The sequence below is a fragment of the Rhodococcus sp. H36-A4 genome (assembly GCF_027158005.1).
Classification (GTDB): Bacteria; Actinomycetota; Actinomycetes; order Mycobacteriales; family Mycobacteriaceae; genus Rhodococcoides.
The window spans coordinates 50679-67355 of sequence record NZ_JAPVLQ010000004.1; the positions used below are offsets into that span (position 1 = coordinate 50679).

Genomic DNA, 16677 nt, shown 5'->3' on the forward strand with positions numbered 1-16677 from the left:
TCGCTTACGCGACCGGCTTTTATCGTTCCTGCATGCAGTCGACTATTCAGTGCGCAGCCTGGTCCCAGCTCGCTCCGGTGCCGACAGACACCTCGAGCGGAACGGAAAGCTCGATGGCCGAGGACATTTTGTCGCGAACCAAGTGCTCGATCTGTTCACGCTCGGACTCGACGACCTCGAGGACCAGTTCGTCGTGAACCTGCAACAACATTCGCGATCGCAGACCCGATTCCGCCAAAGAGTTGTGAACGTCGATCATCGCCACCTTGATGATGTCAGCTGCAGTTCCCTGAATCGGCGCATTGAGCGCAGCGCGCTCGGCAACCTCACGACGTTGACGGTTGTCACTGTTGAGGTCGGGTAGGTAACGCCTGCGGCCGTAGAGCGTCGATGTGTACCCGACCTTTCGTGCCTCTTCGACGGCGTTTCGCAGATAGTCCCGAACCCCACCGAATCTCGAGAAGTAGGCCTCCATCTGCGCTTTGGCCTCTTCTGTCGAAATCTTCAACTGCGCGGCCAAGCCGAAAGCACTGAGTCCGTACGCAAGTCCGTAGGACATGGCCTTCACACGTCGGCGTAGTTCGGGGGTGACGTCCTCGATGGGCACGCCGAACGCGCGCGAGCCTACGAAACTGTGCAGGTCTTCACCGGTGTTGAACGCCTCGATGAGGCCGGCGTCGCCGGACACGTGGGCCATGATTCGCATCTCGATCTGACTGTAGTCAGCGGTCAGGAGAGTGCTGAACCCCTCGCCCACGACGAACCCGTCTCTGATGTGGCGTCCGGCCTCGTTTCGAACCGGAATGTTCTGCAGGTTCGGATCGGTTGAGGACAACCGGCCGGTGGCTGCAACGGTCTGATTGAACGTGGTGTGGATTCGACCGTCGTCGGCGATCGACTTGAGCAACCCGTCCACGGTGACCTTCATGCGTGTCGCATCACGGTGATCGAGCAGGAACTTCAAGAAGGGATGCTCGGTTTTCTCGAACAGTCCTTGCAGCGCATCGGCATCAGTGGTGTAACCGGTCTTGGTCTTTTTGGTTTTCGGCATTTCGAGCTCGTCGAACAGCACCACTTGCAGCTGTTTCGGGGAACCGAGGTTGATCTGCTTGCCGATGACCTCGTAGGCAGCATTGGCGGCTTCACTCACCTTGTCCGCGAACTGGCTCTGCAGCTCACCGAGGTGCGCGTCGTCGACAGCGATGCCGGTCGCCTCGAGGTCTGCGAGCAAGGACAGAAGCGGTAGTTCCATCTCCGAGAGCAGTGAACTCGATTCGATCGCCGCCAACTCGTCGTCCAGTGCGGCAGCAAGATCCAGAACCGCTTGCGCGCGCAGTATCTCGCCCTCTGCGACAGCCGCTTCCGCGACATCCTCGGTATCGAGCAGTGAAAGCTGGCCTTCGACGGAATCCTCGACGCGCAGTTCGCGCTTGAGATACCGCAGCGACAGGTCGTCGAGGTTGAACGACCGCTGACCCGGTCGGACAAGGTACGCGGCAAGTGCCGTGTCGCTGGTCAAGCCGCCCAAGGTCCAACCGCGACCACGCAAAGCGTGGATTGCCCATTTTGCTTCGTGGAGCGCTTTCGGTTGACCGGCATCGGCCAACCATGCCGCAAGTGCCTGCTCGTCCGATGGATCCAAAGAGCTGGTATCGACGAAGCCACCTTCGCCGTCGGATGCGGCTATCGCGATCGACAGCGCATCGCTGTCGAACGGTCGTCTCGGGCCGACGACCGAGAGGCCGTGACGCTCCCCCGTGGAGGCGTGAGTCGCGAGCCACTGTGCGAGCTCACCCACTGGGACGGTGCCACCACGCACGTCGAAGCCTTCTTCGGCTTCGGGTTCCGTGGAGGACAGGGTGTCGAACAACCGATCGCGCAACACTCGAAACTCGAGATCGTCGAACAGTGCATGGATCCTCTCGCGATCCCACGGCGCCAGCTCCAACTGATCCGGCGTATACGGAAGTGGAACGTCACGCACCATCTCGGTGAGTTCGCGGTTGAGCACCACGCCGGACAGGTTGGCCCGCAACGCGTCACCCACCTTGCCCTTGACCTTGTCGACGTTGTTGACGAGCTCTTCCAGCGAGCCGTACTCGACGATCCACTTGGTAGCCGTCTTCTCGCCGACACCGGGGATACCGGGGAGGTTGTCACTGGGGTCTCCACGCAGTGCAGCGAAATCCGGATACTGCGCCGGCGTGAGGCCGTATTTGGTGGTGACCTCTTCCGGGGTGAACCGAGTGAGCTCGGAGACACCCTTCTTCGGATACAGCACAGTCACGTTGTCGGTGACGAGCTGCAGCGCGTCTCGGTCACCCGTCACCACGAGGATCCGATAACCGAGTGCTTCCGCTTGAGTCACCAATGTCGCGATGATGTCGTCTGCTTCGAACCCGGCTTCAGCCATCACCGGGATGCCCATGGCACCGAGGACGTCCTTGGTGATGTCCACCTGACCGGCGAACTCGTCGGGCGTCTTACTTCGGTTCGCCTTGTAGGCCGGGAACCGCTCAGCTCGGAACGTTTGCCGAGACACATCGAACGCCGCCGCGATATGCGTCGGCTTCTCGTCTCGAAGGAGGTTTATCAGCATGGAGGTGAACCCGTACACCGCGTTGGTGGTCTGGCCGCTGGTGGTCTTGAAGTTGTCCACAGGCAGCGCGAAGAAGGCGCGAAAGGCGATGGAGTGACCGTCGATCAGCAACAGCGTCGGCTGCTCACCGTCGGCGGAACTGCCGGTCGAGGGTTTCGATGCTGCGCTGTGCTCGGTTATGGGGCTCACGGTTGACCAGTCTAAGTAGAGGCTCCGACACCGCGTCAGTGGATGCGACTCCCGGCCCGAACCACCGACCGGGTAGTTCGAAACACAAACGATACTTTCCGGAAATTCAAGACTCCGATTTCGTGCGCTTTCAACAGTTAAAGTCCCACAATTGCAGCAGCCGAGGTCTCGAGGCTCAACCGACAACCGTCCGGAGGACGTGCGTGGCCCCAATTGTTCGATGGACCCGTAGGAAGATTCGACTTCGGCATCGCAGCCGAACCCCGCTTCGCTTCATCAAACAAGCCCTCCTCCTGGCGATCCTCGGATCCATAGCCGCCGTGACGTTCGGTGGCACCGCGCTGGCCCAGGAACCGACGCCGACTCCCCCACCGTCGTCGGTATCTCAACCAACTGCAGCCGACGCCGTTCCGGTCAGTGGCAGCCTCAACAACGGTGGCGAACGCCTGACCGATGTCGACGTGCTGGCGCGCGATTCGACCGGCGACGAGGTCGCTCGAACGACATCCGAGAAAGGTGGCCGCTGGACCCTCGAATTATCCCCAGGGTCATACACTTTCGAGGTCGACTCCGAGACGCTTCCCGACGGGGTCAGCGTTCAGGGCGAGGTGCAGCGCGAGATTGCAGCTGGACGCACGAACGCCGTGATCTTTTCGTTCGGTGAAGCCCGCACCTCCAATGAGCTTCCCTTCTACGAGAAATTCATCAGGACTACGGTCGACGGCTTCCGTTTCGGTCTCGTCATCGCCCTCGCTGCAGTGGGTCTGAGTCTGATCTTCGGCACCACCGGCCTGACCAACTTCGCGCACGGCGAACTGGTCACTCTCGGGGCCGTAGCTGCCTGGGTGTTCAACGTCAGCGTGGGTATTCAACTGATCTATGCCACGATCCTGGCCGTCATCGTCGGCGTCGCCATCGGATGGCTCAACAACGCGGCCATCTGGAGACCACTGCGAAAACGCAAGACCGGTCTGATCGCACAACTGGTGGTGTCCATCGGCCTTGCGATCGCGCTGCGGTACCTGATCCTCATCTTCTTCTCCGACCGCGCCGAGCCCTTCGACGACTACCAGGCTCAGACTCAGAACGAATGGGGTCCGTTCGCCATCACCAACGTCAATCTGGCATGCATCATCATCAGCATCGTCGTGCTCGTCGGCGTCGCGCTCATGTTGCAACGCACTCGTATCGGCAAAGCCATGCGCGCCGTCGCGGACAACCGCGACCTCGCGGCGTCGTCGGGCATCAATGTAGAACGCGTCGTGACATTCGTCTGGTGCATGGGCGGCGGGCTCGCTGCTCTCGGTGGCGTTTTGTTCGGATTGTCCGAACTCGGCGGTCGCGTGCAATGGGAGATGGGTTTCAAGCTGCTACTCCTCATGTTCGCAGGCATCACCCTCGGCGGGCTCGGAACTGCATACGGGGCGCTCCTCGGCTGCGTGATCGTGGGGCTGCTCGTGCAGTGGTCGACGATGTTCATCAATCCCGATCTCAAATACATCGGAGGCCTGCTCGTCTTGATTCTCATCCTCGTCGTCAGACCTCAGGGCATACTCGGCTCGCGACAAAGGATCGGGTGAACTGATGGATATTCTCGCGGCTCTTCAAGTTTCACTCGCGCAGCTGATCGGTCCGTCCGCAATCTTCTATGCACTACTTGCCATCGGCTTGAACCTGCACTTCGGTTATGCGGGACTTCTCAACTTCGGCCAGATCGGGTTCGCCCTGCTCGGCGGATACGGCGTCGGCATCATGACGGTCACCTATCAGCAGCCGCTGTGGGTCGGTATTCTCGTCGGTCTCGGTGCGGCCGGACTTCTCGCTCTCGTCCTCGGTATCCCGACGCTCCGGCTGCGGGCTGACTATCTCGCTATCGTCACGATCGCGGCCTCGGAGATACTCAGACTCGTCTTCCGCTCGACCGCAACGGATTCGGTGACCGCATCGACCAACGGACTGTTCGGTTTCGCTGATCCGTTCACATCGCTGAGCCCCTTCGACTCGGGGAAGCAGTACTCGTTCCTGGGCGTCAAATTCTATGGCGACGACCTGTGGTCGATGGTGGTGGGTTGGACGCTCGTACTCGTTCTGTGCGGCTTCGTATACCTGCTGACACACAGCCCGTGGGGCCGCGTCCTCAAGGCCGTGCGCGAAGACGAGGACGCTGCGCGTTCATTGGGTAAGAACGTGTTCGTCTACAAGATGCAGGCCCTCGTCATGGGCGGTGTCATCGGCGGCATGGGTGGTGTGTTCAACGCATTGCAGACCAAATCCATCAACCCGGACTTCTACTCCACCGCGCAGACATTCTTCGCATTCGGAGCTCTGATTCTCGGCGGTGCCGCGACGGTGTTCGGACCGGTGCTCGGTGCCATGCTGTTCTGGTTCCTACTATCGATCCCCGACGCCATCCTTCGCCAGGCGATCACCGGCCCCGATCCTCTGCTCGACCTCAGCGAGCAGCAGGTCGGTGCGACTAGATTCGTGCTGTTGGGGATCCTGATCGCCGTACTGATGGTCTTCAGACCCCAGGGTATTCTCGGGAACAAGCGAGAGGTCCAACTCAATGCCTGACACCTCATCGACTTTGGCCGCACGCGCTGCCAAAGCTCTCAGTTCCGAAGAACGAACGGCACTGTTCGCAGGCGTACCGAGCACTCCCGGCGCACCGAAGCCCGACCCAACCCTGGTCGTCGACGGCGTCTCACGGACGTTCGGCGGGCTCAAGGCGGTCGATGTTGCCCACCTCGAGATTCAGCGCGGCTGCATCACCGGACTCATCGGTCCGAACGGCGCAGGTAAAACCACCCTGTTCAATCTGCTGACCGGTTTCGATCGACCCGACACCGGCACCTGGTCGATGGATGGCCAGTCGCTCGGGAAGATGCATCCGCATCAGGTTGCCCGCAAAGGCGTCGTGCGCACATTTCAGCTGACGAAGGCGCTCTCGAAGCTCACTGTCCTGGACAATGTCCGCCTCGGCGCTACCGGTCAGAAGGGGGAACGCATTCTCAACACGTTGATGCCATGGACGTGGAAAGCCCAGGAACGGGAGATCACCGAGCGCGCCCAGGATCTCTTGGCTCGATTCAAGCTCGACGCCAAGGCAGACGATCTCGCCGGCTCATTGTCGGGCGGGCAGCGCAAACTGCTCGAGATGGCCCGCGCGCTCATGACCGACCCGGCTGTGGTGATGCTCGACGAGCCGATGGCAGGTGTCAATCCTGCTCTCACACAAAGCCTGTTGGGGCATATCAAATCATTGCGCGACGACGGAATGACCGTGGTGTTCGTCGAACACGATATGGACGTCATCCGAGATATCAGCGACTGGGTCGTCGTCATGGCACAGGGCAGCGTCATCGCCGAATCGACGCCCGAGGAGCTGTCGAACAATGGCGCGGTCGTCGACGCGTATCTGGGAAGTCACCACGACCAGGCGCTGGAATTCGACGAGAACGGCAATCCCGTCGGTGCGACCGCCGAACTGGCCGAAGCACTCGCGCAGGCCGAGGCCGAAGAGCTCGAGGCCGGCGGTGACCTGTCGGAACCCGAATTTTTCGCTCCGGACGTCGTTCCGGGCTCTGCTGCCGCTGGCAAGAATGGCAAGGAGGAAGACGACACATGAGCGAACCCGGTACGCAAAAGTTGACCGCCGCAGAATTTGCCGCAACCCCGGCAGAGCATGCTCGGCTGGCCGAAGGCGCGCTTCTGCGAGCCGACAATCTGGTTGCGGAATACATTCCCGGCGTCAACATCCTCAGCGACTGCAACTTCTTCCTTCGGGACGGCGAGATCGTCGGCATCATCGGGCCCAACGGGGCAGGTAAGTCGACACTTCTGAAGACTTTGTTCGGGCTGATTCCCGTTCGCGAAGGTTCGGTCAGGCTACGCGGTGACAACATTACTTCGGCGCAAGCGCACGTCCTGGTGACGAAAGGCGTCGGATATGTTCCGCAGACGCAGAACGTCTTCCCGTCGCTGACCATCGAAGAGAATCTCGAAATGGGAATCTATTTGCGTCCCAAAAAGTTCGCGGAACGTTTCGAGTTCGTCAGCGAACTCTTCCCACTCCTGGGTGAGCGCAAAAGGGTCAAGGCAGGCGCACTGTCCGGCGGTGAACGCCAGATGGTCGCGATGGGTCGCGCGCTCATGATGGAACCATCGGTACTGCTGCTCGACGAGCCGTCGGCGGGCCTGTCGCCGATGTTCCAGGACGAAGTGTTCATCCGCTGCAAGAAGATCAATGCGGCAGGCGTCTCGATAATCATGGTCGAGCAGAACGCGCGACGGTGTCTTCAGATCTGCGACCGCGGCTATGTCCTCGATCAGGGCCGAAATGCCTACACCGACACCGGGACCAATCTGATGAACGACCCGAAGGTGATCGAGCTGTACCTCGGAACGTTGGCAGGAAGCAAGGAGAAGTAACCACACACACCCGCATTCGACTGCACCCCCGTACTCGAAGTTCTGGTACGGGGGTGCAGTGCTCGCCATGCCGACGCCGCGAAAAGAGCGACCAGGCGCCGAGTTGAAACTCGTTGCCTGGTCGCTCTTTTCTAAAGTACTACCGATCACTCACCAACGACGATGAATCCATCGGTGGTCAGTGTGTTGTCCGGCCCGAAGACCAGGTTGCCGTAGGAACCGGTGGCGGGTTCGCCACCATCGGTGAAGTTCAGCGCACCGGTAATTCCGTCGTAGTCGAGGTCGGTTCCGGCCTTTGCCAGCGGAAGGCACTCGGCAAAGGTCGTGCACTTCTCGCCGCCCTTGGTGACTGCGTTGATGTTCGCCGCGATATCGGTACCTGCGGTCGACTTTGCGGCCTCGGCTGCCAGCGCCGAGATCACCACCGCGTCGTAGGACTCGCCTGCGTAGTTGAAGTCCACCAGGGCCGGGTTGATGGCCTTGAGTCGGTCCTGGAATGCAGAGCCGACGTCGGTGAGCGGCGTCGTGCCTCTCATCGTCTCCAGCAACGGCTTTGCCACGGATTCGCCGAGTGCGTTACCCATGTTGCCGTCGACGCCGAAGACAGCCATTCCGTCGGACGGTCCGATGCCGACCTCGTGCATACGGGTGATGATCTTCGCTGACTCCTCGAAGCCGATGATGGCCACGGCATCGGGTGCGAAGGTCTTGACGTCGTCGACCTCGGCGTTGAAGGACTGTGCGTTGGGATCGTAGATGATCTTCTGAATCTGATCCGACGGAATACCTGCAGCCTCGAGGTTATCGACGGTGTTGCTGGCGAGGCCCGTTCCGTAGGGATCGTTCAGCGCGAGAATGGACACGCGCTGTGCGCCGTCCTCGGCGATGAGCTTCGAGAGCGCCTGTGCCTGCAGCACGTCGGTCGGTGCGGTACGGAAGTACTGCCCCTTGTCGGGGTAGCAGACGAACTGATCGGATGTGTTGGCCGGTGAGAACTGGACGACGCCTGCACTGGCGATCTTGTCGATGACCTTGAGGGACACCGACGACGACGCTGCACCGATGATGACGTCGGAGCCGCCAGCGAGCAGACGGTCGACGGTCGTCGTTGCAGTATCGGTGGTCGTGTCACCAGAGTCGCCTGGGATGAGCTGGACGGGCTGGGCGAGCACTCCACCGGCCTCGTTCACGTCGTTGATGGCGAGTTGGACACCTGCAACCTCAGGCGGCCCGAGAAACGCTAGAGTTCCGGTCTCCGGGAGCAGAGTTCCCACGACAAGCGGAGTGGTGACAGGCGTTGCGCCCGCAGTGGCCACTTCAGGCGTGCAGTCGGTCGAGACTGTCTCTTCTGCTGCCGAGCTTCCGCCACCGGCGGCGCTGATGCTGTCACTCGAACTCGAATCGTCGTTCGAGGAACATCCGAACAGTGCCAATGATGCAGCGCCCAACACCGCAGCCGTGCGGACGTAGGTCCGTTTTGCCATCTAGGGTCTCCTTGGTTTGCTCATCGCTATGAAGCACACCTGAGTCATATGAGGCTCTTGTGTGGATCAGACGCTAGCTGTCCGAAGCGATTTGCGATCAGCGAGAACGAGGCTCGTGACCTTACTGTGACCTGACGGTCAAAAGTTTTACGTGGCCGTAGCCTGAGCACTCCACCGAAGCCGAAAACCTCCGCTTAAGCCGTGCTGTCAAGAGTCTCGATGATGATGAGCGCCACGGCTTTCATCGTCGTACGACGGTCCATCGCCGCATGCTGAATCCACTTGAACGCCGCAGGCTCGGTCAGCGACTGAGACTCCATCAACTTGCCTTTCGCGCGCTCGATCAGCTTCCGCGTCTCGAGTCGCTCCTGCAGATCGACGATCTCGCTCTCCAGCGAAGAGATCTCCGTGTATCGACTGGCCGCGAGTTCGACGGCCGGTATCAGATCGGCCTTCGAGAACGGCTTCACCAGATATGCCATGGCACCCGCATCCCGCGCCTTCTCGACGAGTTCTCGCTGACTGAATGCAGTCAGGATCACCACAGGCGCAATGCGCTTCTCGGCAATCTCCGAGGCAGCGTCTATGCCGTCGCGACGAGGCATCTTCACATCCATGATCACCAGATCGGGTCGAAGTTCGATGGCCAGATCCACCGCCCGTTGACCGTCGGCCGCCTCACCCACCACCTCGTATCCTTCCTCGCGAAGCATTTCCACGAGGTCGAGGCGAATCAGAGATTCGTCCTCGGCAACTACGACACGAAGTGCGGGCTTGCCACTACCTTGCGCAACAGGAGCATTCATACGTACCAGTCTCCTTCGACAGTCATCGCCCGTCAGTGCTCGAGCCCTTGAAGGGTACCGGTGCAACACCCGCGCGGCGCATCTTCTAGACTCGTCAATCGTTGCTCGAAGATGCCAGCCCTCGTATCCCAATTGGCAGAGGAAACGGATTCAAAACCCGTCCAGTGTGAGTTCGAGTCTCACCGAGGGCACCACGTAGTACAGGTCGAAGATAGATTGTGAACCGACACCCGCCCGGGTGTCGTGTTTCGCCCAGTGCCTTTCCCCGCACCGGGTGCCATACCGATTACCAGGATTCCATCGCGGCATGAGCGGGTTCGGCAGACGCCGTTGCAGCCCGAGCGTGACTCAGAGTCACTCCGATCGGGATGCTCACGATCAGTACGAGAAGTACCAGGCGATAGCCCACCGCAGGTATCCACCGACGAGCGTTCCGGGTCGACCGAAGAGTGAGCACCAACGCGATCACCAACGGGACCGCCCCGATATCGACGAGGATCGGAACCTGAAGTAGCGCACCGACAATCACCAGCAAATTGCCCAAATTCCAGCCGACCAGCCGAATCCATGACAGCTGCGACGTCGGAGCGGGGGCGCCGGTTACCGTGTGGCCGACCGCTAGCGCGCATTGTGCGACACCGCACACCAATACCGAATACGCCGCGAGCCAACTACCTCGCTCCAGGTCCAGTGGGCCCGTCACCGCAGCGACGAGCCCACCGGCGATGACGAAGCACACGCCCAGAACGTAAGTGACACGTAGGGCGTCTACCTTCATCTGTCGTGCGAGGCCGTGTTGGACAGCTGCAGTCGCCACGCTTGCGGTCCACGCTCGAGGTAACTGACCTCGAACCGCCCGGGCGTCCGTTGCTCGATCTGAGCGAGTAAGGGCAGCGGATCATGTGGCGCGATCAGAATCATCCCCGCCCCGGCATGGAGGGCATCGAGGGCGCCGAAAACGGTAGCGTGACGGATGGCATGTGGAACGGTGCGCACATCGAGTTCGGGCAACTCCGGCTCGTCCACGACACCGCATTCGCAGACATGATCGGTTGCCGCATGGCCTTCTCCTGCAGCGACAGTCGACGTCTGGGCTTCGACCGTCGCCCACAGAGCCGCCAATGCCCTTTTCGACTGGGCGAGAGCAGGCAGCACGCGACTTTCATAGGTACGCAGGTACTGGCCGAGGTGTACCCGCAGACCTGCGACCTCGGCAGCGCCCTCCGCGGCGGACTGCGTTTGCGCTACTCGGAGGCTCGATGCAACGACCGCGTCGCGCTCGTGGACGACTCGATCTGCCAATGCCTCGTCGATCTCGCGCAAAGCCCGACCGAAATCTGCTGCCTCGGCGTCGAGGAGATCGGCCAACGGACCGCTGCACCACGCGAGGAGTTCGATACGAGTCCCGACGGCCGAGCCCTGATCCCCCGCGATCGCGGCGTCGATCACACGCGTCGCGTAGCCGGACAGCGCGCCGGATACTTCAGCGTGCCGATCCAGGACTGCTTCGATGGCGGCGGCATCGGCACCGGTGCTGGCGAGGACCACATCGGATCGCGCCGGCTCCTGGATGGCGTCTGGTGTCTTCGCCTTCTCGGACGGAGCCCGTTCGAGCAAGAGGAGCAGTAGGTGAGCTGGGGTGATCGCTTCGACAGAGTGCGGTACGTGTGCATCGACATGAACTATCGCCCCGGCCGACATGTCGATCCGTTCGCCACCGACCTCGATCACGGCATTTCCTGAAATAGACTGCAACACAATGGGTACCGCCGCAGTGTGCTCGGTCATCACGGCACCGGAATCGATGCTCAAACGAATCATCGTCACTCCCGGCCCCTTGAAGACACGGCGAGTCTTGACCTTGTCCTTCTCGACCGGACGCACCTGCTGCGCGTCATCGGTATTTTTGGTTACCAACGTGTGGGTTGCCGCTTCCATGAATAGAAAGTATCACAATGCTTTTTAATCACCTAGGATCGACAGCATGATGCGAGACTTGAAAGACCGGCACGACGTCGAGACCATGGTCGGCGAGTTCTACGAACGAGCATTCGCCGATCCGTTGATCGGTCCGATATTCACCGAGATCGCGGTGATGGATCTAGACCATCACCTGCCGATCATGTGCGACTTCTGGGAAACAGTGCTGTTTCGCGCGGGCAAGTACAAGCGCAACGCGTTCCAACTTCACGTTGCACTGAACGACAAGTTCCCGCTGGAGCAGGAACACTTCGACAGGTGGCTCGAAATCTGGGTCGCCAACGTAGACGAGAGCTTCGCCGGACAGAAGGCCGAGGCAGCCAAGACCCAGGCGCGCCGGATCGCCTACTCGATTCATCGACGGCTTCAAGCGAGTTCACGTCGCGAGAACGAATCCGTGAGTACGCGCAGCGTCCAAGCGGGTCGGTGATGTCTGAATTTAGCGGATAGTGATACTTTCAAACAATGGCTGATCGGAGCGACAACGCCCATCACGCCGCGCTCGCATCCGAAACGCGGCGGCAGATACTCGACATGCTCGTCGAGTCTTGCGTTCCTCTCGACGCGCTGAGCATAGCCACCAGCATCGACCTACATGTCACCACTGTTCGGTTTCATCTCGACCATCTCGAAGGCACTGGAATGGTTCGGCGCCAGCCGGTCTCGGAGAAGCGTCGCGGACGACCCCGAACTTTCTACACAGTGACGCCAGTGGTGCGCAGCGAGAGTTCGCAAGTACAACTGATCGACGTACTGGCCGAGGCGTTGGCAACGCACGCGGACGGTGGCCGCGCGAGTGCGGAAGATGCAGGGAGACAGTGGGCGGACGACCTCGTCGCTCAGAACACGGCGCCCGGAACGAACAGCGCCGATCTGCTGACGGTCCTCGATCAACTCGGCTTCGACCCTCACACCGACGCCGAGGGAACGATCGAATTGCGAGCCTGTCCGTTTCGTGATTCGGCGACGGCGCATCCACAAGTGGTGTGTTCGGTGCACCGCGGCCTGATCGAACGAATCCTCGAGATCGAAGGAGACAGCAGCCCGAACGTAGCGCTGCTCCCCTTCGTGCAACCCGACCTGTGCGTGATCACAGGGACGAGACGAATAAGCCATACCTAAAAACGCCTGGTAAACGGGCTTGCGGATAGGGCTTATGGTGGGGCCATGTACATACCTAGCAATCTTCGTTGCCATGACAGAGGCGCAGGCACATTATGTGCGGAGCGTGTCACTCACCGGTTCGATGATCCCGCCGGTACCTCGGACGCCAAGTGGGTCTACTACCAGTGCAGTGCGGACACACAACACACCACCGGATATGTCGACCGCCCGGTGACCGACTGACCGAGCTCAGGTTCGTCGAGCGCGCCTGCGTTCGCCGGGATCAGACTCAGGACAGGCATTTCGTGACTTTGATCCGTCGAATCGGTCACGGCACCAGCGAGACGTCGACACGGCGTCGAACGCTTCCCGGCGAGACGCCGAGCATTCGTTTGAATGCTCTCGAAAATGCTGCTTCGGATTGGTAGCCGCTACGTTTGGCCAGTTCCGCCACGGAGACATCATGGGACCGAAGAGCATCATGAGCGCTCCGCATTCGCCACTCCGCAAGATAATGCATAGGCGATTCGCCGACCATCGACGTAAATCTCGCTGAGAATGCCGACCTCGACATCGACACCCTTGTAGCCAAAGACGCGACCGTCCATCGATGGTCGGGTTCTCGATGAATCAAAGCCAATGCGGGCCCGATGCTTACATCCTGCAGTGCACCGAGCCAACCGACCTTCGCCGCTGAATCATGTTCGATCCATGACCGAAGTGCCTGTATGACAAGGATGTCCGACAACCGAGTAATGACTGCCTCTCCCCCGGGCCGACATTGCCGCGCCTCATCAGCGACCAAACCGAGCGTGCTGTACATCCACGACAGGTGTAGCGACGGCGCGGATTCGACGACGACCAGAGGTGGAAGCGATCGGATCAATCGAGCCGCCGACGGGTGGTCGAGACGTACTGCACCACAGACCAATGTTGTTGCCGCGCCCCCACTCCCGTGTTGAATGACCGCGTACCGATCGCTGACGTAGTCGTGCGGTAGGTCATGGACCATGGGCGCATCCTTCACCGCATCGACATCGCTGGACAGCATGTGCCCGAGACCGTGTGGTATCAGAGCGAACTCACCGGGAACCAAATAACGTGGTTGAGTACCTTCGACGCTGAGCAGGCATCTTCCACTGGTGACGACATGGAACCACAGGCAGTCCTCCATCAACGGCATCTCGAGGCCCCAAGGCTCGGACAGCTCGGATCGGCAGTAGAACGTGCCCGTCATCCGGAGAAAATGCAGCGCCTCACCCAACGGGTCCGACGATCTCCACGGATCTTCTCCTCGCATACACCGACCGTAACCCAACTTGGACGATCGAGCATGAAACAGCGATCCTGAGTCATAGAAAGTCCTGGACCGGCAGATCAAACTGGATTCCATCAACCAATAGCAACGAAGGAAACCTCATGATCACGGTGATGGGTGCACGCGGACACGTCGGCAACAAGATCGCACACTTCCTACTCGATGACGGCCTACCTGTTCGAGCCCTGGGAAGAAGCGCGAGGACGCTGGATGATCTCGCGGAGCGCGGAGCGGAAGTGCAGGAATGCGATCTCTTGGACACCACTCGGCTCTCTGAGCTGCTACACGAGGGCTCCGCGCTGTTCGCGATGGTCCCGAGCAATCCGTTCACCGAGAACTATTCGGCCGAACAGGACCGATTCGGGGCGTCGATTGCATCGGCCATATCCGTGAGCAAAGTACCCACAGTCGTCACGTTGAGCAGCCTGGGCGCCGACCGACTAGACGCACCGGGAGTGATCGGCGCGCTGCATCGCCAGGAGGCACGACTTCGTGCCCTCACCGGCGTTCGCGTGACGGCCCTGCGTCCGGTGTCCTTCTTCGAGAATCTGCTGGCAGCCGTCGACCAGCTTGTCCAGCAAGGCAGCCACGTCGATTCGATCGTGTCGGATCTACCTATCCCGATGATCTCGACCAGTGATATCGCGGCCGCCGCAGCACATGCGCTCGTCGACCCCGATTGGGACGGTTATGTCGTCCGAGAACTCCTGGGTGAACGTGACGTGAGCTACATCGAAGCCACCACCATTCTGGGTAGGCACCTCGGCATCACCGATCCGCGGTATGTCCAACTGCCGTACGCCGACATGGCATCGGTTCTGACAACCATCGGATTTTCGCTCGAGTACTCCCACCACTACGTAGACATGACCCGGGCGTTCAACAGCGGTGAACTGACCGAGCCGGTACCTCGCACATCCGCGAACACCACGGCCACGAGCATCGAAGCGTTCGCTGCGTCGTTGTCCGTAGCGGGGAGCCCTTCGTGATCGAACGAACGACCGCCGTCGCAACCATGGTTGCTGCTATCGGCTGCGGCCTCATTGCTGGAGTCATGCTCGCATTCTCGATCTGCGTCATGCCTGCACTGAAGAATCAACCACCGTCGGCGGCAATCGCGACGATGCAGCAGATCAACGTCTCGATCGTGTCACCGAGCTTCCTGACCTTGTTTATCGGCAGTGCCGTTGCCGCGATCGTCGCGGCCGCCGGATCCATCTGGATCGGCACCGAATCGCAGAGCCTCGTAGTGGTCGGCGCAATTCTGTATGTTCTCGGCTGCGTCGTGGTCACGATGGTCGTCAACGTCCCGCTCAATGACACGTTGGCGGCAGCAAGTGCAGACTCCCCGGCCGGCGCTCAGGTCTGGTCGGACTACCTGGACAGCTGGACCGCGTGGAACCACGCACGCACAGGCGCAGCCGGAGCAGCCTGCGTCGCATTGACGATCGCCGTCAGATGTCAGCCCTCCATCTAGTCCTGCAGGCTGGAATCCTGGTGTCGTGCCTTTATCTCCGCTTCGAACCTCTCGATCAGCCGATCTGCCTCGGCCAACGTGTCGTCTCCTGCTCCTTCGTCCATCGAGGCGTCACGCCCCCGCCGGAGTGCAGCCAGTTCTGCGTCGAGCTCATGGTTGTCGAGTACTCGTGGGTCCAACATGATGACCATTGTCCGTCAGCCACTGCTACCCGTGCAGCGCTTTCGCAACGTGAGACTGTTTCGATCATGACCACCATCCACAGCTTTGCGCCGATAGTCTCGGACAATGCGCACACGCTGATACTCGGATCGATGCCGGGAATCGCGTCACTGACTGCCCAGGCCTACTACGCACATCCACGAAATGCGTTCTGGCAGATCATGGGAGAACTGTTCGAGGCCGGACCGAACCTAGCCTACGAAGATCGAGTTGCCGCGCTACGACGCCACGGTATCGCCGTCTGGGACGTGCTGAAGCTGTGCACGCGAACAGGAAGCCTCGACTCCGCGATCGTCGAATCCTCCATCGAGATAAACGACATCGCCGCGCTCCTCGAATCTCACCCGTCGATCAACCGCATCTTCTTCAACGGCGCCAAGGCCGAAGCCAGCTATCGTCGGTACGCGCCGACGACGGTGCGCACCGTCGAAGTCACGACGGCCCTGCTCCCGTCGACGAGTCCGGCGCACGCATCCATGAATTTCGAGACCAAGCTCGCTGCGTGGGCGGTCGTCGGCCGATGAACTCGGTTGCGCTGGGCCGTCGTTGGTATTTCAGGTCGTCTGTGCGGTTATATCTTCGGTGAGAGAACAACGATCCCACCCACCAACGGAGCATGCAATGAATGAGAACCACCAGGAGATCGTCGAGCAGCTCACCGAAATCGCCTGGATCCTCGACCACAAGGAGTGGCACCGCCTCGGCGAGATCTTCACCGAGGACGCCGAAGGCTACGGCCAGCAAGGTCTGCCTGCGATCACCGCCAACACCATCCGCTACCTCGGCCGCTGCGGGCCCACCCAGCACCTGACCGGCAACTACCGCGTCCGGGTCGATGGAGACCGGGCCACTTCGACGAGCTACATCCGGGCCATACACTTTTCCGCGCCTGGGCGTCCGGTGCAGCACTGGGACTTCGTAGGGATATACGACGACAAGTGGTTGCGCACGGAGGAGGGTTGGCGGATCACCTACCGTTCGTGTCAGCCCTTGGGCACCCTCGGGGACCTTGTCCTGCCCGTGGAGGACCACGCCTGACGCGATCACGGTGTCCGGCACGGAGACCG

Annotated in this window: 18 protein-coding genes and 1 tRNA gene; 11 read left to right on the top strand and 8 right to left on the bottom strand. The window is 60.7% G+C overall.

The features are described from left to right. Window positions 1-46: 46 nt before the first annotated feature. Window positions 47-2779: a DNA polymerase I gene (gene polA, locus O1W68_RS12070; protein ID WP_442972362.1), complete on the bottom strand. Its 2733-nt coding sequence runs from the start codon at window positions 2777-2779 to the stop codon at window positions 47-49. A 284-nt stretch (window positions 2780-3063) separates the two neighbouring features. On the opposite strand from polA, the gene O1W68_RS12075 reads away from it, so the two are divergent. Genes O1W68_RS12075 through O1W68_RS12090 form a run of 4 tightly spaced genes read left to right on the top strand, consistent with a single transcriptional unit; the run spans window position 3064 to window position 7219 of the window. After that, on the top strand, window positions 3064-4368 hold the full coding sequence (locus O1W68_RS12075; RefSeq protein WP_442972363.1) for a branched-chain amino acid ABC transporter permease: 1305 nt from the start codon (window positions 3064-3066) through the stop codon (window positions 4366-4368). Between the two features lie 4 nt (window positions 4369-4372). Then, the gene (locus tag O1W68_RS12080; protein ID WP_084346533.1) at window positions 4373-5362 is read left to right on the top strand and encodes a branched-chain amino acid ABC transporter permease; all 990 of its coding nucleotides are present in this window, start codon (window positions 4373-4375) and stop codon (window positions 5360-5362) included. After that, the gene (locus O1W68_RS12085; protein WP_269303851.1) at window positions 5355-6416 is read left to right on the top strand and encodes an ABC transporter ATP-binding protein; all 1062 of its coding nucleotides are present in this window, start codon (window positions 5355-5357) and stop codon (window positions 6414-6416) included. Before O1W68_RS12080 ends, O1W68_RS12085 begins: the two co-directional genes overlap by 8 nt. Continuing rightward, complete coding sequence (locus O1W68_RS12090) at window positions 6413-7219, top strand: ABC transporter ATP-binding protein (protein WP_269303852.1); 807 nt, start codon at window positions 6413-6415, stop codon at window positions 7217-7219. Before O1W68_RS12085 ends, O1W68_RS12090 begins: the two co-directional genes overlap by 4 nt. Window positions 7220-7365: 146 nt before the next feature. Here the strand turns inward: O1W68_RS12090 and O1W68_RS12095 are convergent, their stop codons facing one another. Beyond that, entirely contained in the window at window positions 7366-8703 is a 1338-nt protein-coding gene (locus O1W68_RS12095) for an ABC transporter substrate-binding protein (RefSeq protein WP_269303853.1), read from the bottom strand. Between the two features lie 194 nt (window positions 8704-8897). Continuing rightward, complete coding sequence (locus O1W68_RS12100; protein ID WP_269303855.1) at window positions 8898-9509, bottom strand: ANTAR domain-containing response regulator; 612 nt, start codon at window positions 9507-9509, stop codon at window positions 8898-8900. 117 nt (window positions 9510-9626) lie between these two features. Between O1W68_RS12100 and O1W68_RS12105 the strand changes: the two genes are divergently transcribed. Next, a tRNA-Leu gene (locus O1W68_RS12105) sits at window positions 9627-9703 on the top strand. Between the two features lie 92 nt (window positions 9704-9795). Here O1W68_RS12105 and O1W68_RS12110 read toward each other — a convergent pair. Continuing rightward, a complete protein-coding gene (locus O1W68_RS12110) occupies window positions 9796-10326 on the bottom strand; it encodes a hypothetical protein (protein ID WP_269303857.1) in 531 nt (176 codons plus the stop codon). Then, on the bottom strand, window positions 10284-11447 hold the full coding sequence (locus tag O1W68_RS12115; RefSeq protein ID WP_269303859.1) for a DUF2249 domain-containing protein: 1164 nt from the start codon (window positions 11445-11447) through the stop codon (window positions 10284-10286). Before O1W68_RS12115 ends, O1W68_RS12110 begins: the two co-directional genes overlap by 43 nt. A gap of 46 nt (window positions 11448-11493) precedes the next feature. Between O1W68_RS12115 and O1W68_RS12120 the strand changes: the two genes are divergently transcribed. Both O1W68_RS12120 and O1W68_RS12125 read left to right on the top strand, forming a co-directional pair. Further along, entirely contained in the window at window positions 11494-11919 is a 426-nt protein-coding gene (locus tag O1W68_RS12120; protein WP_269303860.1) for a group III truncated hemoglobin, read from the top strand. Between the two features lie 35 nt (window positions 11920-11954). Beyond that, on the top strand, window positions 11955-12611 hold the full coding sequence (locus O1W68_RS12125) for a helix-turn-helix transcriptional regulator (RefSeq protein ID WP_269303862.1): 657 nt from the start codon (window positions 11955-11957) through the stop codon (window positions 12609-12611). Between the two features lie 161 nt (window positions 12612-12772). Here O1W68_RS12125 and O1W68_RS12130 read toward each other — a convergent pair whose 3' ends face one another. Both O1W68_RS12130 and O1W68_RS12135 read right to left on the bottom strand, forming a co-directional pair. Continuing rightward, window positions 12773-12895, bottom strand: a complete 123-nt coding sequence (locus O1W68_RS12130) for a hypothetical protein (protein WP_269303864.1) — start codon at window positions 12893-12895, stop codon at window positions 12773-12775. Window positions 12896-12921: 26 nt separating this feature from the next. Beyond that, entirely contained in the window at window positions 12922-13893 is a 972-nt protein-coding gene (locus O1W68_RS12135) for an AraC family transcriptional regulator (RefSeq protein WP_269303865.1), read from the bottom strand. 119 nt (window positions 13894-14012) lie between these two features. Between O1W68_RS12135 and O1W68_RS12140 the strand changes: the two genes are divergently transcribed. Together O1W68_RS12140 and O1W68_RS12145 are read left to right on the top strand one after the other, a co-directional pair. Beyond that, window positions 14013-14900, top strand: coding sequence for an NmrA family NAD(P)-binding protein (locus O1W68_RS12140; RefSeq protein ID WP_269303866.1), 888 nt, complete (start codon window positions 14013-14015; stop codon window positions 14898-14900). Further along, entirely contained in the window at window positions 14897-15388 is a 492-nt protein-coding gene (locus O1W68_RS12145; RefSeq protein WP_269303867.1) for an anthrone oxygenase family protein, read from the top strand. Before O1W68_RS12140 ends, O1W68_RS12145 begins: the two co-directional genes overlap by 4 nt. Here the strand turns inward: O1W68_RS12145 and O1W68_RS12150 are convergent. Beyond that, window positions 15385-15570: a hypothetical protein gene (locus O1W68_RS12150; protein ID WP_136172107.1), complete on the bottom strand. Its 186-nt coding sequence runs from the start codon at window positions 15568-15570 to the stop codon at window positions 15385-15387. The genes O1W68_RS12145 and O1W68_RS12150 overlap by 4 nt on opposite strands. Before the next feature lie 66 nt (window positions 15571-15636). Between O1W68_RS12150 and O1W68_RS12155 the strand changes: the two genes are divergently transcribed. Both O1W68_RS12155 and O1W68_RS12160 read left to right on the top strand, forming a co-directional pair. Beyond that, a complete protein-coding gene (locus tag O1W68_RS12155; protein ID WP_269303869.1) occupies window positions 15637-16134 on the top strand; it encodes a DNA-deoxyinosine glycosylase in 498 nt (165 codons plus the stop codon). 97 nt (window positions 16135-16231) lie between these two features. Then, window positions 16232-16648, top strand: coding sequence for a nuclear transport factor 2 family protein (locus O1W68_RS12160; RefSeq protein WP_269303871.1), 417 nt, complete (start codon window positions 16232-16234; stop codon window positions 16646-16648). Window positions 16649-16677 lie beyond the last annotated feature (29 nt).

What these genes read in the sequence shown, in the direction of transcription:
- O1W68_RS12080 (WP_084346533.1), top strand. Translation starts at nt 4,373, where the DNA reads ATGGATATTCTCGCGGCTCTTCAAGTTTCACTCGCGCAGCTGATCGGT.
- O1W68_RS12085 (WP_269303851.1), top strand. Translation starts at nt 5,355, where the DNA reads ATGCCTGACACCTCATCGACTTTGGCCGCACGCGCTGCCAAAGCTCTC.
- O1W68_RS12090 (WP_269303852.1), top strand. Translation starts at nt 6,413, where the DNA reads ATGAGCGAACCCGGTACGCAAAAGTTGACCGCCGCAGAATTTGCCGCA.
- O1W68_RS12095 (WP_269303853.1), bottom strand. Translation starts at nt 8,703, where the DNA reads ATGGCAAAACGGACCTACGTCCGCACGGCTGCGGTGTTGGGCGCTGCA.
- O1W68_RS12100 (WP_269303855.1), bottom strand. Translation starts at nt 9,509, where the DNA reads ATGAATGCTCCTGTTGCGCAAGGTAGTGGCAAGCCCGCACTTCGTGTC.
- O1W68_RS12115 (WP_269303859.1), bottom strand. Translation starts at nt 11,447, where the DNA reads ATGGAAGCGGCAACCCACACGTTGGTAACCAAAAATACCGATGACGCG.
- O1W68_RS12120 (WP_269303860.1), top strand. Translation starts at nt 11,494, where the DNA reads ATGATGCGAGACTTGAAAGACCGGCACGACGTCGAGACCATGGTCGGC.
- O1W68_RS12125 (WP_269303862.1), top strand. Translation starts at nt 11,955, where the DNA reads ATGGCTGATCGGAGCGACAACGCCCATCACGCCGCGCTCGCATCCGAA.
- O1W68_RS12130 (WP_269303864.1), bottom strand. Translation starts at nt 12,895, where the DNA reads ATGCCTGTCCTGAGTCTGATCCCGGCGAACGCAGGCGCGCTCGACGAA.
- O1W68_RS12135 (WP_269303865.1), bottom strand. Translation starts at nt 13,893, where the DNA reads ATGCGAGGAGAAGATCCGTGGAGATCGTCGGACCCGTTGGGTGAGGCG.
- O1W68_RS12140 (WP_269303866.1), top strand. Translation starts at nt 14,013, where the DNA reads ATGATCACGGTGATGGGTGCACGCGGACACGTCGGCAACAAGATCGCA.
- O1W68_RS12150 (WP_136172107.1), bottom strand. Translation starts at nt 15,570, where the DNA reads ATGTTGGACCCACGAGTACTCGACAACCATGAGCTCGACGCAGAACTG.
- O1W68_RS12155 (WP_269303869.1), top strand. Translation starts at nt 15,637, where the DNA reads ATGACCACCATCCACAGCTTTGCGCCGATAGTCTCGGACAATGCGCAC.
- O1W68_RS12160 (WP_269303871.1), top strand. Translation starts at nt 16,232, where the DNA reads ATGAATGAGAACCACCAGGAGATCGTCGAGCAGCTCACCGAAATCGCC.